The organism is Rufibacter soli (genome assembly GCF_054781795.1).
Map to the genome: position 1 here is coordinate 1,012,991 of NZ_BAAGTS010000002.1, position 23,722 is coordinate 1,036,712.

The following is a 23,722-nucleotide window of genomic DNA, read 5'->3' on the forward strand; positions in this document are numbered from 1 at the left end:
GGGCCGTTTTTTAAAAAACAGGCCCAAAACGGTTTCCTGGCTTTTGGTTATGGTAGCGGCGTCATATACGGGAATGATATTTATCATATTTCTTCTCCGGCAGAAAGTTTCTCTTTGTAGCGTCAGACCTTTTCCTTTTTAGGAAGAAAAGGACCGGCGTATCTCTTATTAGGACCCCACATCATGACCATAACTGAATTACAGGAAAAATATAAAAGAACGTTACCCGTCACCAACCTCACTGACCAGGAACTCAAAGAAGAGATTCTTCGGCTTAAAAAAGAGAAAAACGCCGTTATCCTGGCGCATTATTACCAGGAATGGAAGATTCAGGAGATAGCAGACTTTGTGGGTGATAGCCTGGGCCTCTCGCAGCAGGCGGCTCAGACCCAAGCCGACGTGATTGTGTTTGCCGGGGTGCATTTCATGGCCGAAACCGCCAAAATCCTGTCTCCGCAGAAAAAGGTGTTGCTCCCAGACCTTGATGCGGGCTGCTCCTTAGCAGATTCTTGCCCCGAAGACGCTTTTCGCAAGTTCAAGGAGGCGCACCCGGGCCACGTGGTGGTGAGTTACGTGAACTGCACGGCCCAGATCAAAGCCCTTAGTGACATCATCTGTACTTCCTCCAACGCCAAAAAGATCATTGACTCAATTCCGCTGGAAACGCCCATCATCTTTGCGCCAGACGTGAACCTGGGCCGCTACCTCAAGAAAGTGACCGGCCGTGATCTGGTGCTCTGGGACGGCGCCTGCATTGTGCATGATTCCTTCTCCCTTGACAAAATCAAAGCCTTGCAGCAAGAGCACCCACAGGCCAAAATCCTGGCCCACCCAGAGTGCAGCCATGCCATTCTGGAAATAGCAGACTACGTAGACTCTACAGCCAAGATGCTGGACTTCAGTCAGAAAGACGAGTCCTCTACCTACATTGTGGTCACCGAGGAAGGCATTCTGCACCAAATGCGCAAGGCCTCGCCAGAAAAGCTGTTCCTGCCGGCCCCTTTGGTTACCTATACTGAATGTGCCTGCGGCGAATGCCCTTACATGCGCCTGAACACCCTGGAGAAACTATACCTGTGCTTATTGAATGAATCGCCGGCCATTGAACTAAGTGAAGACCTGCGCCTGAAAGCCCTGGCCCCTATTCAGCGCATGCTGGAGCTTTCCTGAAAAGAACAGAAAGACCTGTAGAAACCGCAGAATAGCCAGACAAATCTTAAAAGGTTGTAAGAGATGAAAGAAGTAGATGTATTGGTGATTGGGTCTGGAATAGCCGGTTTAAGTTATGCCATAAAAGTAGCAGACCAACTGCCAGACAGAAAGATTCTGGTGGCCGCCAAGGCTGGGTTGCTGGAGACGAATACCAGCTTCGCCCAGGGGGGCATTGCCGCCGTACTGGATCTGGCCACCGATTCTTTCCAGAAACACATACAAGATACCATGGAGGCGGGGGCCTGGCTTTGTGACCCTACCGTGGTAGACCTGGTGGTAAAAGAAGCCCCAGACCGCATTGCGGACCTTGTGGCCTGGGGCGTGACCTTTGACCTCAACGCCGGCGGCGATTTCCACCTGTGTAAAGAGGGAGGGCACTCCGAAAACCGCATCCTGCATTGCAAGGACCAAACCGGCGTGTCCCTGGAAAAGGCCCTGAGCCAGCAAATAAAGCAGCGGCCCAACATAGAGGTACTTACCCACCATTTCGCCATTGACCTGATCACAGATGGCACAGAAGCCAGCGGGGGCACCTGCCGGGGCGCCTTGCTATTAGACCTAAAGGCCCAGCAATTATTGAAAGTAACCGCCCGGGTAACGTTATTGGCTACCGGAGGTGCCGGCCAGGTGTACCATGCCACTACCAATCCCGTTATTGCCACCGGCGATGGCGTGGCCATGGCCAGCAGGGCAGGGGCTGCCATTGAGAACATGGAATTTGTGCAGTTCCACCCCACGGCCCTGTTTAACCCCGGCCAGAAACCCTCTTTCCTGGTGTCTGAGGCGGTGCGGGGGTACGGCGGCATACTCAGAAACACGGCCGGTCGGGCTTTCATGGAAGACTATGACCCGCGCGGTTCGCTGGCCTCCAGGGATATTGTGGCCCGCGCCATTGAGGCCGAAATGAAGAAAGAAGCCGCCCACAGCATGTTCCTTGACGTGACCCACCTGGACCCCGAGGGCTTTCAGGCGCATTTCCCGTTCATTACCCAAAAGTGTAAAAGCATAGGCCTTGACCCGGCGCATGATCTGGTGCCCGTGGTGCCCGCGGCGCACTATTTCTGTGGCGGCATAAAAGTAGATGCCCAGGCCAGAACCACCATTGAGAACCTGTATGCCTGCGGCGAATGTGCTTCAACCGGCTTGCACGGTGCCAACCGCCTGGCCTCTAACTCCTTGCTAGAGGCTTTAGTGTTTGCCCACCGGGCCTGCGAAGACACGCTGCAGAAGTTAGCCGGCATTGATCTGGTTGATGTTGTGCCGGTTTGGGTAGCCCTGCCGGTGCGCCCCCCAGAAAACCCGGCCCAACTAGACTGGCTGCGTGAAGAAGTGCAGACGCTCATGAGTAGCCATGCCGGAATTTTTAGGTCGGGCCAGGAGTTACTAACCCTGCGTAGCCGGCTTCAGGAGTTAAAAGATGAAGTGGAGATGTTGGTGGGCTTGTCTCCTTTGTCTCTGCAGCTCTGTGAGCTGGATAACCTGCTCACGGTGGCGCTGTTGGTGGTAGAGGGTGCCCTCAACAGAAAAGAGTCTGTAGGTCTGCACTATCTGGCCCCCGATTCTGAGGTAAGTGCTCCTTTGCTGGAAACGGCCTAACGAACAATACCGTTTAGTCATAAGGGACTCCTTAAAACGGCAGAACCCCGGTTTCTCTGGTCAAAGAGAGACCGGGGTTCTGACGTTTTAAGCCTGATTTTGCAAAAACAGGCTTAAAGCAGGAATAGACTTAGCTTTGAGGAAGGTTCTCTAACGGTCTCGTGTAAACAACGTGCTAGGCCGTCGGCCGTGGCATGATGTTTATACCTTGTTAGCCCTAGTTTTTCTTTAGGTAATTCTAAATTCATTTTACTTTTCATAAACAATCCAATCATCAATTATCTCCCCGTCTTCGGCACTGTCGAGTTGGTAGTAACCTACGGGCTCTAAGTCCATGAAATGAATTTTGTCGGGGTCATTAATGTAAATTCCGATCCTGGTTCTAATGTGTGGAGTCGGTCTTAAATTGTGGTTGAATACAAATACTTGCTCAATCAGTCGAAAAATTAGATTATTCAATCCGAACTCATTCCACTCACTTTGGCTATCCGTTGTTTTTTCCTCTAAAAGCCTTTTACAATGCTCTTCGGCTATGTTTGCCAAGTCAAATACTCTTGAGTGTTCTTTTAGTAAAGTATTTATATCTGTCAGTTTCATTAAAATAAGGGCTAACTAGTTGCTAAAAGTAACCATACGTTTATCTGCACTATATGCGAAGTTTGTTTACTGGTATTCTGGCACCTCTACTATCTAAATGAGGCAGGAGTAAATGGTCCATATGTTCAGCCCAAAGTAAGGTTTTACTAAGGCTCAAAGCAGGAATCTATACTTTGGTAACGCCAAGGCAGCTTAACCAAAGAAAAGTATCAATTTTACCCCAGCGCAGGCGGGGCATTTTCCAGATAGGCTGGCAAAGACACGCCTATAATGTGCTTCCAGCCGGCTTCAAAGTTCTTTCTGGCAAAATCAGGGTTAGACGCCGGAAACGTCTCCAGGCCGGCGTGGGTCAGGATTACCCTGGTTTGATGTTCTGTGACCGGGACGAGTTCAAATGTGACCAGTGTGTCGCCTTCGTAGCCGTCATAGCGCCAGGTATGGGCCAGTTTCTGGTTTACTTTCACCTCTGTAATCTCGCATAGGTGAAGGTATTGGTTTTCCTCGGTGCCACCCATAAACTGGAAGGTAAAACCTACCTCGGGCCTGAACTCAGCCAGGTCAAAATACCATTGTTTCATCTGTTCTTTCTGGGTGAGAGCTTGCCAAACTATATTTATGGGCGCCTTCACCGTTTGCACTACCTGAACTGGATCTTGAGTCATGGCTTGAGGGGTATTATGGGTTTACTTTGGTTTGTAACAAGAATGAGAAAATCACCTGCTTGAACTTTACTATAGGCCAAACAATGAAAGAAGGCGCGTCTTACACTCAAAAATACTTATGGCTGATGCCCAATTTATAGAAGGCAATTCAATCAATTATTAAGTGCAATCTGAGTAAAAGACAGCGCGATCTTTCTGATAGGTTTCCGCCGGGTTGTCAAAGGAAAAAGGAGGGTCTCTCGGTTTAGCTTTCCTGCCCCGGAAGCTTAGTAAGCGTGACTTGGCCGTCCTGCCCCCTAACCATTTCTGGAGTAGCATGGTTGTTTTTCGCATTCTCCACATCCATCTTGTCATATGACCTGCCCTGACGACCGGGTTTGCCGGGTTTTCCGGGCCTGCCGCCGCCGTTCAAAAGCAAAATATGGTGATTGGCCTTGGTGTGATTAAAGTTGATGATAAAATCTGAGGAGCCGTAGGTGAGGGCAATGTCGCCCCCTTTGCCTGCTTTCCCTCCGGCTGTACCCGCAGTGGCCGGTATGGCCGGCACCCCGGGTTCCACGCTGAGGGTAACGATTGGTTTGCCCTGGGCGTTGGTGGAAACGTTTCGGGTTACTCTTTCTGGAATGCCGTCTTTCCCGTTTCTACCGTCTTTGCCGTAGGTGCCGTTGCCGCCCCTGGTATCAATGGTGAGGTTGGCCAAGGCAGAGAAATGCATGGTGATAGCCAGACTGCCCCCATTTTGCCCATCAAAAGAAGTGCTGCCGGAGGTGCGACCGTGTGCCCCTGATTTTCCAGCGGCGTTGATGAGACAGTTCTTCCCAATGATAACAGTCTTAACCACCAGAATTCCTTGGGCCTCAGGTAGAAAGCGCAGGGAGGAGTTATCGGCCATGATGAGGGTGTCAAGGAGCAGCGCATTGGTAGGACCCACTTCATAGATTTGGTTTTTCTGGAGGACCAAAGTCTTCGCGACTTGCTGGCTTAGCCCTGGGGTGGTCCAAAGCCAGGCTACCAGGCAAAGACCAAAACCGAGAATCCGTTTTTGCATTTTCTAATATAGGCATTTCCAGGTATACCCCACTCTGGGTAAGAAGGAAATGAGAGTTGCCCTCCGCCTGAATACTTTTAATTTACCCCGGCCAGGTAGAACGCTGAAAACAAGCCGTTTTTCCAAAAACAGACTTAAAACGCAATGGACTATTTTAGCTGTTTGGCTTTGCGCTGCATGATTTCCTGCACGGGCACGTTTTCAATCTTACTTTCCAACCAGGAAATAATATCCAGGTACATAAAGGGCCGGCGCTCATAGGGGTTTTCTGAGATGGCCATCAGTTTTTCCTTGAGCGTGATAAAGGCGTCTTTGAGCTGCGAGGGAGCCATGTTGCCCAGGCTGCGCAGAAACCTGAAAATCTCTACCTGCATCTGCTGCTGGTTGTCCATCTTGCCCAGGAAATGGTACACAGATTTGATCTGGTATTCCAGGGCGTCATCGTCGCCGGCCTCATAGTGGGCAATGAGGTTTAAGATGCGGGCAAAGCATTGCAGGTCTTCGCGCAGGCTGGTGTTGCGGTGATGGATCACCTTGTTCAGGTACTCAATGGCTTTCCGGAAATTGCCACTACCAAAGTACAAACTGGCGATTTTGTAGTAGAACACCAGCATGCGGTGCGGGTCTAACTGCGCCTGAAAGCCCTGCAGGTTTTTCAGCACATCTGGTATCACCTGCAGCCCCTCGGTGAACCGGCCCTCTAAAAAATAGGCATTGATCTGGTTGGTAGAAATGTACAGGAACAGCAGCGTATCAATGTTGGGGTTCACGCGCCGCTTGGGGTCCTGGGCGAAGTCTTCCAACTGCTGCAGTACTTCCTTGAATTTGCTGTAATACATCAAATTGTATAGGGCGTTGAGCAGGTTGTGCATGCCCTTAATGTAGAGCACAGACCGCCGCTCCTTCATGTGCGGGTACTCCTCAAACAGATCTACCCATTTCTGCGCGTACTTGTAGCAGGCCTTAAAGTCCTGGGTAATGAGGTAATACCAAACGTGCGCCTGGTAATAATACAGCTTCTCGTAAAAGCCCGCTCGGCGGATGTCTAACTGCGGAAGGCTCTCCCTGAAGAATGTGGTAATGGACTGGTGGTCTTCCTGGTTGCGGGCCAGTCCCACCTTTAAGTATAAGCCATACAGCCGAAGCGCCACATTAGACAGCGCGTGCATCTGTGACAAGTGCGTAGACACCGCCGTAGCTTCTTGCGACAAATCTTCGGCTCGGCCGCTCAAACTCCGGGTAATGTACTGGCTCTCTATCTGTTTCTCAAAATCAATGGCCGTGAGGGCAATGTGGGGCAGCTCATATTCCAAGGCCGCCACCTTCACCTTGTCCAGCATTTTCAGGCTCTGCTGGTAAAAGCCCTTGTTGTAGAGCACCCGCGCATAGTCCAGCTGCTCATGCAACTGTATGTCCAGGTTCTGAGGCGTGTGGAACGTGCGCAGGCTGGAGAGCAGGTGCTTGTAGAGGTTGTTCTTGAGGTTGGCCAGCTGGGCCTTTTTAATGGTGGGCACCTGCTTCAACACCTGTGCCTCGTCCAGGGTCTCCTGCTGCTCCAGGGCATCAAATAACTGCAGGAACTTCAGGTCCTCGCTGGAGCCGCTGCGATTGGTGAACAACCTGAAGTGCCGCTTTTCTGAGGGGGTAAGCGATTTTATCAGCTGAAAAATAGGATCAATATTTTGGTTAGGCATTGTAAATAGAAAGTTGTTAAAATATTGATTTCCAGTAATTTAAAGTTTTAAAAAGGCCGGTTAGAAATAGTAAACACGGCCAAAAAAGTTTTTGCCCTCCGTAAAAGTACCTACTTCTTTGTAAAAGACTTAGAGGCCAAATAAACGATGTCAGCTCAGAAGATACAAATATTTGATACAACGCTCCGCGATGGCGAACAAGTGCCCGGCTGCAAATTGAACATGGAAGAGAAGTTGGTAATTGCCCGGCAACTGGAGCTTTTGGGCGTTGATGTCATTGAGGCAGGTTTTGCCGTATCAAGCCCCGGCGACTTTGCCGCTATTCAGGCCATAGCCGCCCAAACCAGGGAAGCCACGGTGTGCGGCCTCTCCCGCGCCGTAGAGAATGATATCAAAACAGCCGCCGAAGCCCTGAAACCAGCCCGTTATCCCAGAATACACACGGGCATTGGCACCTCAGAATCACACATCAAGTTCAAGCTGCGCACCACCCAGGCAGACGTGATTGAGCGCGCCGTGGCTGCCGTGAAATACGCCAAAAGCTTTGTGGAGGACGTGGAGTTCTACGCCGAAGACGCCGGCCGCACCGACAATGAATTTCTGGCCCGTGTGTGCGAGGCCGTGATCAAGGCCGGGGCCACCGTGCTCAATATCCCGGACACCACCGGTTATTGCCTGCCGGCAGAATACGGCGAAAAGATCAAGTACCTGTATGAGAATGTGCGGGGCGTGCAGAACGTGACCCTTTCCACGCATTGCCACAATGACCTGGGGCTGGCCACCGCTAACTCCATCTCGGGGGTAGTGAACGGGGCCCGGCAGATTGAGTGCACCATTAACGGGGTAGGGGAGCGTGCTGGTAACACGGCTCTGGAGGAAGTCGTCATGATCCTGCGCCAGCACCCGTATTTGAACCTGATCACCGGCATTAACACCAGACTACTCACTGAAACCTCGCACCTGGTCTCCCACATGATGCGCATGCACGTGCAGCCCAACAAGGCCATTGTAGGCGCCAACGCCTTCGCGCACAGCAGCGGCATTCACCAGGACGGCGTGATCAAACACCGCGAGACCTATGAGATTATTGACCCCAAAGAAGTGGGCGCCGAAGATTCTTCCATTGTCTTAACCGCCCGCTCCGGCCGCGCGGCCCTGGCCTACCGCCTGCAGAAGATTGGCTACGCCTTTGACAAATTCACCCTTGATAAAGCCTACGCCTCCTTCCTGGAAGTAGCCGACAAGAAAAAAGAAATAGTAGACGCCGACCTTCACTTACTGGTAGAGCAAGACAACCTGGTTTCGGCCTCTTAATCTGTCTGTTCATCTTTCTCTTAAATTTTTTTGTCATCCTGAAAGGACCTTGTGGGCGAACGGTAGCAGCAAAAAGAAATAGTGAGGACGCTTGCCTTTACAGGCTAAAAAAGAATCAACAATCCAATGGCACAAACCTTATTAGATAAAATTTGGAACGCACACGTGGTCAACTCCATAGAAGGGGCTGGCTTAGACGTGTTTTATATTGACAAACACCTCATTCATGAAGTAACCAGCCCCCAGGCTTTTGATGAACTGGAGGCCCGCGGCCTGCCCTTGTACCGCAAGGACCAAATAGTGGCTACCGCCGATCATAACGTACCCACCAAAAACCAACATCTGCCCATAGAGGAGCCGCTATCCCGGTCCCAGGTAGACACCCTTACCCAGAACTGCGCCAAACACAACATTGAACTCTACGGCCTGGGCCATAAAAATCAGGGCATTGTGCACGTGATTGGGCCAGAGCTTGGCCTTACCCAACCTGGCATGACCATAGTTTGCGGCGACAGCCACACCTCCACGCACGGGGCCTTCGGGGCTATTGCCTTTGGTATAGGCACCAGCCAGGTGGCGCAGGTGATGGCCTCGCAGTGTTTGCTGCTGAGCAAGCCTAAGAGCATGCGGATTACGGTAGAAGGAACGGTACGGCCTGGCGTAAGCGCCAAAGACCTCATCCTGTACGTGATTTCCAAACTGGGCACCGGCGGGGCCACCGGATACTTTGTAGAATACGCCGGAAGCGCCTTCCAGGCCCTGAGCATGGAAGGCCGCATGACCGTCTGCAACATGAGCATTGAGATGGGTGCCCGCGGCGGGATGATCGCTCCAGACCAGACTACTTATGATTATCTGAAAGGCCGTCCGTTTGCCCCGCAGGGCGAGAAATGGGAACAGGCCGTGGCCTACTGGTCTACCCTGTTCACCGATGAAGGTGCCACCTTTGACCAGGAACTCTACTTTGACGCCCAGGACATTGCGCCCATGATCACCTTCGGGACCAACCCCGGCATGGGCATGGCCCTTGATGCGCTTATTCCTACCGATGTGCCGGCCAGTGAGCAGGCCAGTTACCAGAAATCCCTGCAGTACATGGGCTTCGCCCCCGGCGAGTCTTTGTTGGGCAAGCAGATAGACTTCGTGTTTATTGGCTCCTGCACCAATTCCCGCATTGAAGACCTGCGGGAGGTGGCCCAGTACGTGAGGGGCAAGCAGAAGGCCCCGCACGTGGAGGCCATTATTGTACCGGGCTCTAAACTGGTGGAAAAGCAGGCGTTGGAAGAAGGGCTGGACCAGGTGCTGGCCGCCGCTGGCTTTGAGCTGCGTGAGCCCGGCTGCAGTGCCTGCCTGGCCATGAACGAAGACAAGATTCCGGCCGGCGCCTACTGCGTCTCTACCTCTAACCGAAACTTTGAAGGCCGCCAGGGCCCCGGCTCACGCACCTTGTTGGCCAGCCCGCTGGTAGCCGCCATCGCCGCCGTAGAGGGCAAGATTGTAGACATCACCCAATACCTGAATTAATGGAAAAGTTTGAGATACTTCAATCAACGGCGGTTCCGCTGCCCATTGAAAATATAGATACCGACCAGATCATCCCGGCCCGCTTTCTAAAGGCTACTTCCCGCCAGGGCTTTGGCGAAAATCTTTTCCGTGATTGGCGCTTTTACGGCAACGGGCAGCCTAAAGAAGACTTCGTGCTGAACAATGGCAAATACAGCGGGCAGATTCTGGTGGCGGGCAAAAACTTTGGGTGCGGCTCTAGCCGTGAGCACGCCGCCTGGGCTATTTATGACGCCGGTTTCAAGGTGGTGGTCTCCAGCTTTTTTGCTGATATCTTCAAAGGCAATGCGCTTAACAACGGCCTCTTGCCGCTTCAGGTCTCTGATTCCGTGCTGGCCCGGTTACTGGCCCAGCTAGAAGCAGACCCGCAGACCAGGCTGGTGGTGAACCTGGTAAACCAGGAGTTGGAGGTACCAGTGTGGGAAGAGAAAATTTCCTTTGCCATTGATGCCTACAAGAAAGAATGCATGATCAATGGCTATGATGACATTGACTTTTTAGTAAACCAGAAAACTGCCATAGAGCAATACGAAAGCAACCGACCATGGGCGTATTAACCAAAAGAATAGCCGTTTTACCCGGCGACGGAATAGGGCCGGAGGTATGTGCCGAGGCCGTGAAAGTGTTAGAGGCCGTGTCTGAGCGTTTTGGGCATTTCTTTGAACTGAACATCCAACTCATGGGTGCCTGCGCCATTGACGCCACCGGTGACCCGCTGCCCGAAGCCACCCTGGAAGCCTGCTACGGCACCGAAGCCATTTTGCTGGGGGCCATAGGCGACCCCAAATATGACAATGACCCCAGCGCCAAAGTACGCCCCGAGCAAGGCCTGCTGCGCCTCCGCAAATCGTTGGGCCTGTTCGCCAACATCCGGCCCGTGACCGCCTATGACGTGCTGCTGGAGCACTCGCCCCTCAAAGCTGACCGCATCTCGGGCGTGGACATGCTCATCTACCGGGAACTGACCGGCGGCATCTACTTCGGGGAGAAAGGCCGCACCCAGGACGGTGCCTATGACAACTGCTTTTACTCCCGCGCGGAGATTGAGCGGGTGTCGCACCTGGCCTTTGCTTCGGCGGCCACGCGCCGCAACAAGCTCACGCTGGTAGACAAGGCCAACGTGCTGGAAACCTCCCGGCTTTGGCGCGAAGTGGTGCAGCAGATGGCCCCGCAGTACCCCACCGTAGCGGTGGACTACCTATTCGTAGACAACGCCGCCATGCAAATGATCTTAAACCCCAAGCAGTTTGACGTGATTCTCACCGAAAACATGTTTGGCGATATTATCTCAGATGAGGCCTCCGTGATTGCCGGTTCACTGGGCTTGCTGCCCTCTGCCTCGGTAGGGGAGACTGCCGCCTTGTTTGAGCCCATCCATGGGTCGTACCCGCAGGCCAAGGGGCTGGGCATTGCCAACCCAATCGCCACCATTTTATCGGTGGCCATGATGCTGGAACACTTCGGGATGCAAGAGGAAGCCGCGCTGGTCAAAGAGGCCGTGGATTACACCCTGGAGAAGAACGTGCTCACCCCCGAACTGAACGCTGATACTCCCTTCACCACCGAGCAGGTAGGTTCCTTCATTGCCCATTACGTGCAGCAAGGGGGCGAGTGCTTCCGGCACCTGAAGACCGAGGAACACAAAGAACACAGCCTGAGCACCATTATATAAAATCCGTTTTGGGCCTGTTTTTCGGAAAACAGGCCCAAAACGGAAGGCCGCTACTGGCGCTAGTCTTACCCCTCTTCTGCTTCCTCGGTCTGTCCCCTGACAGACCGAAAGAATTCCAAAAGCCAATGCATTACCCCGGTCTGTCAGGGGACAGACCGAGGATTCGTCTAATAAAGAAAAGCCGTTTTAAGCCCGTTTTTGCCAAAACAAGCTCAAAACAGAAATCACCCATCAAGTTTAAAAAGGAAGTACACCATGTGTTTAAATAAATTCAGCGGCATCTACACCAAAGACGACAGCCTTCCGGCCTCGCAGGCCATGCTCATTGGCTCGGGTTTGTCTGAGGCCGATCTGCGCAAACCGTTTGTGGGCATTGTCTCCACCGGCTTTGACGGCAATACCTGCAACATGCACCTTAACGACTTAGCCGATGTGGTGAAGGAAGGCGTGCAGGAGCAGGACTTGGTGGGCCTGCGGTTCAACACCATTGGCGTGAGCGACGGCATTACCAACGGCAATGCCGGCATGCGCTTCTCATTGATCTCAAGAGAAATCATTGCTGATTCTATTGAAGCCATGGCAGGCGCCCATTACTATGACGCCATTGCCTGCGTAGTGGGCTGCGACAAGAACATGCCGGGCTCACTGATGGCCCTGGCCCGCCTCAACCGCCCCGGTATGATGGTCTACGGCGGCACCATTAAAGGCGGAAACTTCAAGGGTCAGAAGCTCAACATTGTCTCTTGCTTTGAAGCCTACGGCCAGAAACTGAATGGCAACATCTCAGACGAAGATTACCGCGGCATCATCCGCAACGCCTGTCCGGGTCCGGGGGCCTGCGGCGGCATGTACACGGCCAACACCATGGCTTCGGCCGCCGAGGCCTTGGGCATGTCTCTGCCGTATTCTTCCTCCTCGGTGGCGGTAAGCCAGGAGAAGCAGGATGAGTGCCGCAACACTGGTAAGTACCTGCGTAACCTACTGGAACTGGACCTGAAACCAAGAGATATCTTAACCCGCGAAGCTTTTGAGAACGCCATGGTCCTGATCACGGTACTGGGCGGCTCTACCAACGCGGTTATTCACCTCATTGCCATTGCCCACGCGGCCGGCGTGCACCTCACCCTGGATGATTTCCAGGCCGTGAGCGACCGGGTGCCGTTCCGGGCAGACTTGAAACCCAGCGGTAAATACCTCATGGAAGACCTTTCCGCCATTGGCGGGGTACCGGCCGTCATGAAAACCCTTTTGAACGAAGGCCTGCTGAATGGCGATCTGCTCACCGTGACCGGCAAAACCATCGCTGAGAACCTGAAAGATGTGCAGCCCCTGGGCGAGGAGCAGGATCTGTTGAGACCGCTTTCCAACCCCATGAAACCAGACGGCCACATACAGGTGCTCTACGGCAACCTAGCCACCAAAGGCGCGGTGGCCAAGATCACCGGCAAAGAAGGCACCCGCTTTGAAGGCCCCGCCGTGGTCTTTAACTCAGAGGAAGAACTGAACCAAGGCATCACCCAGGGCAAAATACAGCCCGGTAACGTGGTGGTCATCCGTTACGTGGGCCCCAAAGGCGGTCCGGGCATGCCCGAGATGCTCAAACCTACCTCGGCCATCATCGGCGCTGGATTAGGGGATAAAGTGGCCCTGATCACCGACGGGCGTTTCTCCGGAGGCACCCACGGCTTTGTGATCGGGCACGTCTGCCCCGAGGCCTATGACGGCGGCACCATTGCTCTGGTGGAAGATGGCGACTGGATTGTATTGGACGCCGCCAACAACACCATGGACGTGCAAGTCAGCGAGGCTGAACTAAGCCTGAGAAGAGACAACTGGAAAAGACCAAAGCCCAATGTGACGCAAGGCGTGTTGCTGAAATATTTAAGAACCGTGAGTGATGCCAGTCACGGCTGTATCACTGATTTACAAGAAGAAGCCTATGTTAACGCAAGAGAAACAAGCCCCAGCCTTGCCTGAAACAGCTACCATGCTTAGCGGCGGACAGGCCCTCCTGCACGCGCTAACGGTAGAAGGCGTAGATACCATTTTCGGGTACCCGGGTGGCGCTATCATGCCCATCTATGATGCCCTTTTTGACTTTGGAGGCGGCATACAACACGTACTGGTGCGCCATGAACAAGGCGGTATTCATGCAGGTCAGGGCTACGCCCGATCCTCTGGAAAAGTAGGTGTGGTATTCGCGACCAGCGGTCCGGGTGCCACCAACCTGGTAACGGGCTTAGCTGATGCCCAGATTGACTCCACGCCTCTGGTATGCATCACCGGCCAGGTATTCGCGCACCTGCTAGGCACCGACGCCTTCCAGGAAGCCGATGTGATTGGCATTACCACCCCCGTGACCAAATGGAACTACCAGATTACAGATGCCACCGAGATACCGGAAGTCATGGCCAAGGCGTTCCACATCGCGCGCAGCGGCCGGCCCGGCCCGGTATTGATTGACATCACCAAAAACGCGCAGCTGCAGAAGTTTGACTTTAAAGGCTACACGCCTTGTGACCACATACGCAGCTATCGTCCCAAGCCCATCGTGCGCCATGAGTACATCCGTGCCGCGGCTGAGTTGATCAACAAAGCCCGGAAACCTTTTGTGCTCTGGGGCCAGGGCGTCATGCTCGGCTCGGCCGAAGAAGAGTTCAGGGCCTTTCTGGAGAAAACCGGCATACCGGCGGCCTGGACCATTATGGGTGCCGGCGCCTTGCCCAGTGACCACCCCCAGAACGTGGGCATGCTGGGCATGCACGGCAACTACGGGCCCAACGTGATGACCAATGAGTGTGACGTGCTCATTGCCATAGGCATGCGCTTTGATGACCGCGTGACCGGCCGCCTGGACAAATACGCCAAGCAGGCCAAGGTCATTCACCTGGACATTGATCCCGCCGAGATTGACAAGAACGTGAAGACAGCCGTGCCTGTTTGGGGCGACTGCAAAGAGACGCTTCCGCTGCTCACCCAGATGGTGGAAACCAAGCAGCACGCTGCCTGGTTGGCCCAATTCAGGGAGTTTGAGCAGAAAGAGATTGACGCCGTGATCCGCGAGGAACTCTTCCCTGCCAGCGGCGAGATGACCATGGGCGAGGTGATTCAGCAACTGAATGAACTCACCAAAGGCGAGGCCATTATTGTGACCGACGTGGGCCAGCACCAGATGGTGGCCTGCCGCTACGCCAAACTCAACCACACCCGCAGCAACATTACCAGCGGCGGCCTGGGTACCATGGGCTTTGCCCTTCCGGCGGCTATTGGCGCCAAGTTTGGGGCTCTGGACAGAACTGTGGTGGCCGTGATCGGTGACGGGGGCATCCAGATGACCATTCAGGAACTGGGCACCATCATGCAGAGCGGCATTGACGTGAAAATCCTCATCCTCAACAACCAGTTCCTGGGCATGGTGCGCCAGTGGCAGGAGTTGTTCCATGAGCGGCGCTATTCGTTTGTGGACATCACCAGCCCAGACTACGTGATGGTGGCCAAAGGCTACGGCATCGCCGGCAAAAGTATCAACCAGCGCCAGGACCTGACGGCCGCCCTCCAGGAGATGCTGCAGCACCCCGGCTCTTTCCTGCTGGAGGTGATGGTGACCAAGGAGAATAACGTGTTCCCCATGGTGCCGCAGGGCTGCAGCGTAAGCGAAATCAGATTGAAATAACGGGGCTTAACCCAGACAGAACAGCATGAGTGAACACGCACACATAGAACGGGAAGAATACAACATTACGGTCTACACCGAGAACCACGTGGGGTTGCTCAACCGCATTGCCATGATCTTCTCGCGCCGCAAGATGAACATCCTGAGTCTGAACACCTCGCCCTCAGAGATTGAAGGCATCCATCGGTTCAACATCGTGATCCAGGAGACCGAAGACGTGGTAAGCAAGATCTGCCGCCAGATTGAAAAGCAGGTAGAGGTGCTCAAGGTCTACTTCCACACCAATGAAGACGTGATCTGGCAGGAGATGGCCCTCTACAAAGTGCCTACTGACGTGATTGCCGAGAAGGTGAAAGTAGAAAGGCTGCTGCGCGAAAACGGCGCCCGCGCCGTGGTAATCCGGAAGGACTACACCGTGTTTGAGACCACCGGCCACCGCGAGGAAACCGACAACCTGCTCAAGATCCTTCAGCCCTACGGCCTCATTGAGTTCGTGCGTAGCGCCCGTATTGCCATCATCAAAGACAGCGACGGCTTCAACCGCAAACTGCGCGAGTTTGAGCGCGCCGAGCCCAGCCACGAAATGGTGGAAAACGAGTACCTCAACAGCCGGGAAAAGGTGTTCAGCATGTAAAGCCGTTTTAGGGCTGTTTTCGCAAAAACAGGCTTAAAACACTAATTCAGACTCGCGCCAGTTTACAACCTCGTATCCTCGGTCTGTCCCCTGACAGACCGAAAGAGCAGCAGTTAGAATTGAAAAGTGTCGGTCTGTCAGGGGACAGACCGAGGAGAGGAAAAGAAGCGTTTTTAAGCCGTTTTTTCCAAAACTGCCTTAAAACAGAACAACACAAACCCCTGGCCCAAGGCCTGAACCAGAAACAGATAATAAACTTATCACCTTATAACAAACAGTAAAAATGGCAACTATCAATTTTGGCGGCGTAGACGAAACCGTAGTCACCCGCGACGAATACCCTTTAGAAAAAGCGCTTGAATTCCTTAAAGACGAAACCATTGCCGTGATTGGCTATGGCGTGCAAGGTCCGGGCCAGGCGCTGAACATGCGCGACAACGGCTTTAACGTGATCGTGGGCCAGCGCCAGGATTCCCCGTCGTGGGAAAGAGCCAAAAAAGACGGCTTCGTGGAAGGCGAGACGCTTTTCTCCATAGAGGAAGCCGCTGACCGCGGAACCATCATCTGCAACCTATTGTCAGATGCCGGCCAGATCGCCGTGTGGCCCACCCTTAAAGAAAGACTGACTGCCGGTAAGACCCTATACTTCTCCCACGGCTTCGGCATAACCTTCAAAGAGCAGACCCAGATTGTGCCCCCCGCGGATGTGGACGTGATCTTGGTGGCCCCCAAAGGCAGCGGCACCAGCTTGCGCCGTCTGTTCCAGGCCGGCGGCGGCTTGAACTCCTCGTTTGCCGTGTTCCAGGATGCCACCGGCCAGGCCTATGAGAAAGCCGTGGCTATGGGCATTGGCGTAGGCTCGGGCTACCTGTTTGAGACCGATTTCAAGAAAGAAGTATACTCAGATTTAACCGGGGAGCGTGGCGTATTAATGGGAGCCTTAGCGGGTATCATTGAAGCCCAGTACCAGGTGCTTCGCCAGCGCGGACACTCGCCCTCTGAGGCCTTCAACGAGACCGTGGAAGAACTGACCCAAAGCCTGGTGCCTTTAGTAGGCGAGAACGGTATGGACTGGATGTTCAGCAACTGCTCCGTAACCGCACAGCGCGGCGCCCTTGACTGGAAAGGCAAATTCCGCGAAGCCACCCTTCCGGTATTGAATGAACTCTACGACAGCGTGGCCTCCGGCAAAGAAGCCGAGCGCACCATCCAGCGCGGCTCCACCCCCGGCTACCGCCAGGAACTGGAAGCCGAACTGAAAGAAGTGCGCGAGTCCGAGTTATGGCAAACCGGCGCGGTGGTAAGACAACTGCGTAGCAAAGCCGCCGTGGCCGAGGAGGTATAGATTAGAAGAAAACGCTCCTCTAAAGGGGAGAGCATACCAACTATATAGCTTTAGATGGAGGCCCTGAAAAGGTCGCTATCTAAAAACTAAATTCCATTTCCTGTTTTGGGGCAGTTTTTAGAAAAACAGCCCCAAAACAGCTTTTTCAACCCAACCAAGATGCAGAAAGAGACAGCGCCGGTAGAAACGGTGGTCATGCTAGACAAGGTAGAGAAGGCAGCCAAGAACCTGAAGGGGGTGATCTACAAAACGCCCCTCATGAAGAACCTGTGGCTGTCGCAGTCCTACGGTGCAGAGGTGTACCTGAAGCGCGAGGACCTGCAGATTGTCCGTTCCTACAAGATTAGGGGCGCCTACCACAAAATGTCTACCCTGTCTAAAGAGGAAAGCGATAGGGAGGTAGTCTGCTCCAGCGCCGGCAACCATGCGCAGGGCGTAGCCTACGCCTGCCAACTGCTGGGGGTGAAAGGCTACATTTTCATGCCCGCCCAAACCCCGGCCCAAAAGGTGAACAAAGTGCGCCTGTTCGGGAAGGAATGGGTAGAGGTGGTGCTTACTGGTGCTACCTATGATGATACCTTTAAAGCCGCCAAAGACTTCTGCGATGAACGGGGCAGCACCTTTATTCCGCCGTTTGATGACCTAGCCATTGTAGAAGGGCAGGCCACCGTGGGGCTGGAGATTTTCAAAGACGCAGATTTTGCCATTGATTACCTGTTCATGCCCATTGGCGGCGGCGGGTTGGCGTCTGGCGTGTCCAGCGTGTTCAAGCAACTGAGCCCCAGTACTAAACTCATTGGGGTGCAGCCGTTGGGGGCACCGTCTATGTACAACTCCATCAATGCAAATGAGCGGCAGACGCTGCAAAGCATAGACTCCTTTGTAGACGGTGCCGCCGTGAAATGCCCCGGTCAACTCACCTTTGAGATTTGCCGCGAGCTGCTGGATGATGTGGTGCTGGTGCCCGAAGGCCAGGTCTGCGAAGACATTCTCAAGATGTACAACGAGGAAGGCGTGGTGCTGGAACCGGCTGGTACGCTCACCATCTCGGCACTTAAATCTTATGCCCAGGAAATAGAAGGCAAGAACGTGGTCTGCGTGATTAGTGGAAGTAACAATGATATCACCCGCATGGAAGATATCAAGGAGCGCGCCCTGCGCCACCAAGGCCTCAAGCACTATTTCATGGTCACCTTCAACCAGCAACCTGGCGCCCTACGCACCTTCGTGAACCGCGTTTTACACCCCCAGGATGACATCATCCATTTCCAGTACATCAAGAAAAACAACAAGGAGAAAGGCCCCGTGTTCATTGGCGTGGAGGTGAAGCACCCCCAGGACGTGGAGACCATAAAAGCAAGGATGCAGGAAGAGGGCTTTGCCTATGAGTACCTAAACGGCAGGCAGGATTTCCTGAACCTGTTCGTGTAAGTGTAGTTTGTTTAATAGTTAGTTCGTTTTAGTGTGTGTTGTTTGTTTTGCAATGCCCTGCCTCTCTCAAAAGTTGCAGGGCATTTGCTTGTCTATCAACACCTTAACTTTATGCCCTTTCAGAAGAAAGTGGGTGGTAGCTTATTTTATTGGCCCCGCATTGTATCTTCCCCAACTTGTAAACCTGGCCCCCAACCTATGCTTCGTATTCTTGCCGCCCTGTTTGTGTTTCTGTTTTGTGCCAGTGGCCATAAAGCCGAGGCGCAATACCGAATTGCCTTAACCAACTACTCTTTTTCAGAAACCAACCTGGAAGTAGGTAAAGTCCATTTCCTGCCCACCAACCATCACGCAAAACTGGTGCGGTTAAGCAAGGAAAGTAAAAAGCATTTTACGTTTGGCAAGGATCTGGTGCTGCGGGTAAGAAAAAAATTGGCGGCGCTGCCTGTCAAGTGGCTGGACCTGGTGGTGGAGGTAGACGGACAGAAATTCCCCTTCCGGATTGTCAAAGATGCGTTTCTGAAAAACCAGGTCATAGCCCACCGAGGCGCCTGGAAAAATACGGGTGCGCCTGAGAATTCGCTTGCCGCCTTGCAGCACGCCATTGCTCTAGGTTGCCGGGGTAGTGAGTTTGACGTGCACATGTCCTCAGATTCTGTCCTGTTTGTGCACCATGACCTTGACGTAAAAGGGGTAGTCATAGAGCTAACGCCCGCCGCGGATCTTTCCCTTATGAAGTTGCCGAACGGCGAGGCCTTACCCACCCTGGCTTCCTACCTGACCACCGGCTTGCAACAGAACCAAACCAAGCTGATTCTGGAAATAAAACCCTCTGGCGTAAGTAAAGCCCGAAGCCTGGCGTTGGCCCAGCAAGTGGTGGCCTTGGTCCAGCAGCACAAGGCCCAGGGCTGGGTGGAGTACATCAGCTTTGACTATGATATCCTGTTGCAGGTGCGTAAACTAGAGCCCTTCGCCCGGGTGGCCTACCTCAACGGAAATACATCTCCGGCAGACCTGGCCAAAGACGGCATGTACGGGTTTGACTATAACCAAAGCGTACTGAAAAATAAACCGCACTGGATGGAAGAGGCCCAGCGCCACCGGCTGACCACCAATGTCTGGACTGTCAACGCCTCTGAGGAAATGGATTGGTTTCTGGAGCGAGGCATTGATTTTATCACCACCAATGAACCAGAACTACTCATGAAGAAAGTAAGGAATCAGGTAGGGAAGTAAAGAAGCGGATATCTTACACTGATTTTCAAAATCACCTCGGTTGCTATGGAAGCAGCTATACCCAAAGAAGCGTTTCGGGCCTGTTTTTCTGAAAACAGGCCCGAAATGCTTCTTACCTAATAATGCTCAAAAAGCGCTATAGTTACTTCTTCGTCTCCTCCAAGTGCACAAAGTATTTGGTGATCTTATCCCACTGCAGATCCTGAAAACCGGCCCAGCCTCCTTCTGAGATGAGGGTGTTCAGCACCTTCCGGTCACCAGCCTCTGGGCCTTTGTTATTGATCACTTCGTCCTTGCCAATCTCAAAACCCAGGAGCTTGTTGCCGTCGCGCAAGACCCGGAACGTGCTGCTGGCCTCTGGCGAGAAAAAATGCTTGACTTCTTTTTCCTGGGGGTCTGCCACTTTATCAGGGGTTTGGCTGGGTTTCACCACAAATTGCGCCACGTCTTCTTCGTCCAGCACCTCGGTCACGGTTACCCAGTTTTCTACCGGCGTGCCCGGTAAGATAATTTCTATGAAATCGCCTATGGCAGGCTGACGAGCCTCGGATTTTTGGCCGGCTGCGTCAAATAACTGAAAGGTAGAGGTAATGCCCGGCAGGTGCGACCAGGCGTTCACGTCAAAGAGTTTTTGCTTAGCACGGGCAAATTCGCGTTGGGCGGTGGCCTCATCTGCAAACGTGTTCTCGTTCATGAACAGCTTGTCTTTGGAGTCCTGGCCCTTTAACACCTCCCACTCTTTCTTTATTTTCTGTACGATATCTGAAATGCCCATGCTGGTTTCCTTTGGCTTGAAAATGAAATTATGCTGTAAGGAAGTACGGTGCCAGAAACGGGAGGTTCTGGGGCATGAGAAGGTGGCTTTCCGTTTTGGGCTCGTTTTCATGAAAACAGGCCCAAAACGGAAGGCTTAGCAAAATATTGAAGTCAGGAAACAGGGGAGGCCTAAAAAGCAGAAAGTTACTTGGCAGGCGGCGTCTGCGTGATGCCGTCAAGCACGGGTCTGATCTGGTTGGCCTGGGTCATCATCTGGTAAAGCTCCTCGGTCTGGCCGTGTTGCAGGTGGTATTGGAATTGCTGCAGGTGCTTGATGTATTCGCCCAGGGCGTGGCTCAGGAAATGGGCGTTCTGCTCAAAGATAGGCGCCCACATGTCTGGCGAGCTTTTGGCCAAACGCACCGTGGAGGCAAAACCGGAGCCGGCCAACGTGAAGATGTTCTTTTCGTCTTTCTCCACATCCAGCACGGTAAGACCCAGCAGAAACGAGCTCACGTGCGAAAGGTGCGAAATGTAGGCCACGTGCTTGTCATGCTCCTGGGGCTGCATGAATATGGTCTTCAACCCCAGGGTATTGAATAACTCAAGAGCCGTGGCCAGCGCACTTTCTGAGGACCGTTCCTTCTCACAGATAATGTTCATTTTGCCCTGGTATAGCCCCAGTAGCGCGGCCAGGGGGCCGGAATTCTCGGTACCCGCAATGGGGTGGGCGGCCACAAACTGCGCGCGCTTGGGGTGGTCTTGCACGGCCTGACATAGCAGGGTTTTGGTAGAGCCCAGGTCAATAACCACCGTGTGAGCAGGCACCAGGTCCAGTAAAGAAGGCAGCAGTTTCTGGATAGCCGTTACGGGAATGGCCACCAGAATTATATCTGATAAGGCCGCAGCTTCTTCCAGCGGAAGCACTTGGTCCACGATGCCCCGTTCTACCGCTTTGGCAGCATTCTCGGGGTTCTGCTCTACCCCAATAAAATGGGCGGCAAAACCAGCTTTTCTAAGATCAAGGGCAGCAGAACCCCCAATAAGTCCGGGGCCAATAACGGTGATGGTTTTCATGAAGCGAACGCAAGCGCGGGTAAAAAGACGAAGGTACTAAGAATGTGGGCTCATGGTACCAACGCCACCCTGTCAAGCCGGTTCTTTTACCCCAGGGAAAGAAAAAACGCCTTGCGTTTCGGGCCTGTTTTTGAGAAAACAGGCCCGAAACGCAAGGCGGCATTTAAAGGGAAAGCGTTGTTAAATATCCACCATGAGGGCAGCGTATTCAGGGTGCCGTTTTACGTAGGCTTCCACCACCGGACAGGAGGCAATGAACTTAAGTTGCTTGGTTTTTACGTATTCCAGCGCAGTTTTCACCAGCTGGTCGGCTAGGCCCTGGTTGCGGTATTTTTCAGGAACGAAGGTGTAATCCAGATCCAGTTCCTGCTGGTCGGTGAGGGAATAGGTAAGTTCGGCCTCCTCGTCATCCAAGGGCAGGTAGAACCGAAGGTCCTGGGTATCATGTATGATTTCTTTGTTTTCCATGGTATTTAGATGTTTTCAGGAAAGCCTGTATACGGCCAAACCTGTTACTTGCTCATCTAATTTCTGGCCATACGGATTGGTGAACTTGTTAGAAGCGCCGTAAACGGATATAGTTCTGCGGCCGCCTCTGGAAATTCCACTTGGCTACATAAAAAAAGGAAGCCGTTCCTCATGTAGAAACGGCTTCCTTTTTTGCGGCGGGCTTTTACTTTTCTACCACCTTGAATAACATTCCGGCAGGTAGTTTGTCGGTGAGTTGCATGCCGTTCAGAATCGCCATTTCCTCCAGGCGGTTATCTGGGGTGTTGTAGGATTTCAGGGCCTGAGAAAGGGTGGTAGCTGACTTGGTAGTTTTGATGCGCACTACCTCGGGCTTCCGGTTGATTTTCTCCTGGTCAGTGAGTTGTTTGAAATTCTGCGCCACGCTGCTAAACGTCTGGAAATAGGAGTTGAAGTCCTGGGCCGTGGTAACCCCGGTGATATTGTAGATGTTGCCTCCGTATTGAATGAGGTAGGTGAGGAGCTGAATGGGCTGCTGTTGCTGTTGTTGGGCCTGCTGCTGTTGCTGTTGTTGTGGGGCCGGTTGGGAGATAATGGCCAAGGCCGGAAGCCCGTTCACCGTCACCGATTTGGACTCTACGGCCTGCAACTGGTTTTGCTGCAGCATCTGCTGCCCGGCCGCCTCCAAAGAGGTACCCTGGGCCAGACGCAGGAACATCAATGCCTTGCCGTCTTTGGGGGCCATCTGTACCTGTTGTGGAGTGTTCTGCACGTTCCAGCCGGCCGGCGTAGGGAATTGGAACTTGAGCTCTGGATGGTAGAAGGTGTTATTCTCTACAAAGCCTTGTTTGGGGTCCTCGCCGTAAATGATGCCGTCAATCAGTCTCAGGTAGCTGTCACGGCCCTCTTTTAAATTAGTGGCGCCGGTTTTCTGCTGCCATTGGCTGGCCAGTTGGTGTACGGTGTTGTAGCGGTCGCCGGGGTTGGGGTGACTGGAAAGGAAGGTAGGCAGCTCTTCCTGTCCGCTTTGGGCGCTCTGGCGCTGGAGGGTCTGGAAGAAATCAGCCATGTGGTTGGCGTCATAGCCAATCTTGGTGGAGTATTCTACTCCTAACTCATCTGACTGGCGCTCATCATCCCTCCCGAATTTCAGGAACATCAGGCCAGCCCCTTGAGACAGGACGTCGCCGTACTGCGCCAGGGTAGGCGAGGCAATCATTCCACCTATCATGGCCACCTGTGCCAGGGTAGCTTTACTTTGTTGTTGCGCTGAGTGCCGTGCCGCAATATGGCCAATCTCATGGCCCAACACCCCGGCAAACTGGGCCTCGCTGTTAAAGTGCGCCATGATGCCCCTTGTGAAATACACGTATCCGCCGGGTACGGCAAAGGCGTTAAGCACCGGTGAGTCTACAATTCTGAAGGTGTATTTAAGGTTGCTGCGGTGCGAGATGGCCGCCATCTGCTGGCCTTTTTCCTGAATGAAGTTCTGCAGCTTGGGATCCTGGTACAGGCCAAACTGGGCTACAATCTCGGGGTCGGCCTGCATGCCCATGGCCACTTCCTGGTCTTCAGAAACAAAGTTGATGTCTTTTTTACCAGTAACCGGGTTAGTGGCGCAAGAGTTGAAGAGCAGCAGCGCCGCCGTTACAAGAGATAATGGGAGGTATTTTTTCATAGTGGTCGCGTTAGAGAGTATGGTAAGTCCAGCAGGACACAGCCTTGCTTTTAATACATTTTCTGC

The 23,722-nt window shown here is 53.3% G+C and carries 20 protein-coding genes; 12 read left to right on the forward strand and 8 right to left on the reverse strand.

Annotated elements, in window-relative coordinates; translation table 11 throughout:
• Positions 1-183: 183 nt before the first annotated feature.
• A complete protein-coding gene (nadA, locus tag ACYVJQ_RS06225; RefSeq protein WP_460892204.1) occupies positions 184-1,170 on the forward strand; it encodes a quinolinate synthase NadA in 987 nt (328 codons plus the stop codon).
• Between the two features lie 63 nt (positions 1,171-1,233).
• Positions 1,234-2,808, forward strand: coding sequence for an L-aspartate oxidase (gene nadB, locus ACYVJQ_RS06230; protein ID WP_460892205.1), 1,575 nt, complete (start codon positions 1,234-1,236; stop codon positions 2,806-2,808).
• Between the two features lie 249 nt (positions 2,809-3,057).
• Here the strand turns inward: nadB and ACYVJQ_RS06235 are convergent, their stop codons facing one another.
• The 4 genes from ACYVJQ_RS06235 to ACYVJQ_RS06250 form a co-directional block, all read right to left on the reverse strand.
• Entirely contained in the window at positions 3,058-3,405 is a 348-nt protein-coding gene (locus ACYVJQ_RS06235; protein ID WP_460892206.1) for a hypothetical protein, read from the reverse strand.
• Positions 3,406-3,620: 215 nt separating this feature from the next.
• The gene (locus ACYVJQ_RS06240; protein WP_460892207.1) at positions 3,621-4,067 is read right to left on the reverse strand and encodes an SRPBCC family protein; all 447 of its coding nucleotides are present in this window, start codon (positions 4,065-4,067) and stop codon (positions 3,621-3,623) included.
• A gap of 244 nt (positions 4,068-4,311) precedes the next feature.
• Positions 4,312-5,115 (reverse strand): hypothetical protein, encoded by an 804-nt coding sequence (locus ACYVJQ_RS06245; RefSeq protein ID WP_460892208.1) that lies wholly within the window; start codon positions 5,113-5,115, stop codon positions 4,312-4,314.
• Between the two features lie 149 nt (positions 5,116-5,264).
• Entirely contained in the window at positions 5,265-6,809 is a 1,545-nt protein-coding gene (locus ACYVJQ_RS06250) for a hypothetical protein (protein WP_460892209.1), read from the reverse strand.
• 147 nt (positions 6,810-6,956) lie between these two features.
• Here ACYVJQ_RS06250 and ACYVJQ_RS06255 point away from each other — a divergent pair, with 147 nt between their 5' ends.
• From ACYVJQ_RS06255 to ACYVJQ_RS06300, 10 genes are all read left to right on the forward strand, one after another.
• The gene (locus tag ACYVJQ_RS06255; RefSeq protein ID WP_460892210.1) at positions 6,957-8,123 is read left to right on the forward strand and encodes a 2-isopropylmalate synthase; all 1,167 of its coding nucleotides are present in this window, start codon (positions 6,957-6,959) and stop codon (positions 8,121-8,123) included.
• 126 nt (positions 8,124-8,249) lie between these two features.
• Positions 8,250-9,647 carry a 3-isopropylmalate dehydratase large subunit gene (gene leuC / locus ACYVJQ_RS06260; protein ID WP_460892211.1) on the forward strand — a complete coding sequence of 466 codons (1,398 nt, stop codon included), beginning with the start codon at positions 8,250-8,252 and terminating at the stop codon, positions 9,645-9,647.
• Positions 9,647-10,243 carry a 3-isopropylmalate dehydratase small subunit gene (leuD, locus tag ACYVJQ_RS06265; RefSeq protein WP_460892212.1) on the forward strand — a complete coding sequence of 199 codons (597 nt, stop codon included), beginning with the start codon at positions 9,647-9,649 and terminating at the stop codon, positions 10,241-10,243. The genes leuC and leuD overlap by 1 nt, the downstream gene beginning before the upstream one ends.
• Entirely contained in the window at positions 10,231-11,358 is a 1,128-nt protein-coding gene (leuB, locus tag ACYVJQ_RS06270) for a 3-isopropylmalate dehydrogenase (RefSeq protein WP_460892213.1), read from the forward strand. The genes leuD and leuB overlap by 13 nt, the downstream gene beginning before the upstream one ends.
• 255 nt (positions 11,359-11,613) lie before the next feature.
• Entirely contained in the window at positions 11,614-13,335 is a 1,722-nt protein-coding gene (gene ilvD / locus ACYVJQ_RS06275; protein WP_460892214.1) for a dihydroxy-acid dehydratase, read from the forward strand.
• A gap of 10 nt (positions 13,336-13,345) precedes the next feature.
• A complete protein-coding gene (gene ilvB / locus ACYVJQ_RS06280) occupies positions 13,346-15,031 on the forward strand; it encodes a biosynthetic-type acetolactate synthase large subunit (protein ID WP_460893584.1) in 1,686 nt (561 codons plus the stop codon).
• Positions 15,032-15,056: 25 nt separating this feature from the next.
• The gene (ilvN, locus tag ACYVJQ_RS06285) at positions 15,057-15,665 is read left to right on the forward strand and encodes an acetolactate synthase small subunit (RefSeq protein ID WP_460892215.1); all 609 of its coding nucleotides are present in this window, start codon (positions 15,057-15,059) and stop codon (positions 15,663-15,665) included.
• 283 nt (positions 15,666-15,948) lie between these two features.
• Positions 15,949-17,010 carry a ketol-acid reductoisomerase gene (gene ilvC / locus ACYVJQ_RS06290; RefSeq protein WP_460892216.1) on the forward strand — a complete coding sequence of 354 codons (1,062 nt, stop codon included), beginning with the start codon at positions 15,949-15,951 and terminating at the stop codon, positions 17,008-17,010.
• 159 nt (positions 17,011-17,169) lie between these two features.
• Positions 17,170-18,441 carry a threonine ammonia-lyase IlvA gene (gene ilvA, locus ACYVJQ_RS06295; protein ID WP_460892217.1) on the forward strand — a complete coding sequence of 424 codons (1,272 nt, stop codon included), beginning with the start codon at positions 17,170-17,172 and terminating at the stop codon, positions 18,439-18,441.
• Between the two features lie 198 nt (positions 18,442-18,639).
• Positions 18,640-19,677: a glycerophosphodiester phosphodiesterase gene (locus ACYVJQ_RS06300; RefSeq protein ID WP_460892218.1), complete on the forward strand. Its 1,038-nt coding sequence runs from the start codon at positions 18,640-18,642 to the stop codon at positions 19,675-19,677.
• Positions 19,678-19,819: 142 nt separating this feature from the next.
• Here ACYVJQ_RS06300 and ACYVJQ_RS06305 read toward each other — a convergent pair whose 3' ends face one another.
• From ACYVJQ_RS06305 to ACYVJQ_RS06320, 4 genes are all read right to left on the reverse strand, one after another.
• A complete protein-coding gene (locus tag ACYVJQ_RS06305) occupies positions 19,820-20,563 on the reverse strand; it encodes a hypothetical protein (protein ID WP_460892219.1) in 744 nt (247 codons plus the stop codon).
• 74 nt (positions 20,564-20,637) lie between these two features.
• Complete coding sequence (locus ACYVJQ_RS06310) at positions 20,638-21,510, reverse strand: prephenate dehydrogenase (RefSeq protein WP_460892220.1); 873 nt, start codon at positions 21,508-21,510, stop codon at positions 20,638-20,640.
• Positions 21,511-21,690: 180 nt separating this feature from the next.
• Positions 21,691-21,978, reverse strand: coding sequence for a GNAT family N-acetyltransferase (locus ACYVJQ_RS06315; RefSeq protein WP_460892221.1), 288 nt, complete (start codon positions 21,976-21,978; stop codon positions 21,691-21,693).
• A gap of 205 nt (positions 21,979-22,183) precedes the next feature.
• Positions 22,184-23,656, reverse strand: a complete 1,473-nt coding sequence (locus tag ACYVJQ_RS06320) for a M48 family metalloprotease (RefSeq protein ID WP_460892222.1) — start codon at positions 23,654-23,656, stop codon at positions 22,184-22,186.
• Positions 23,657-23,722: the final 66 nt, after the last annotated feature.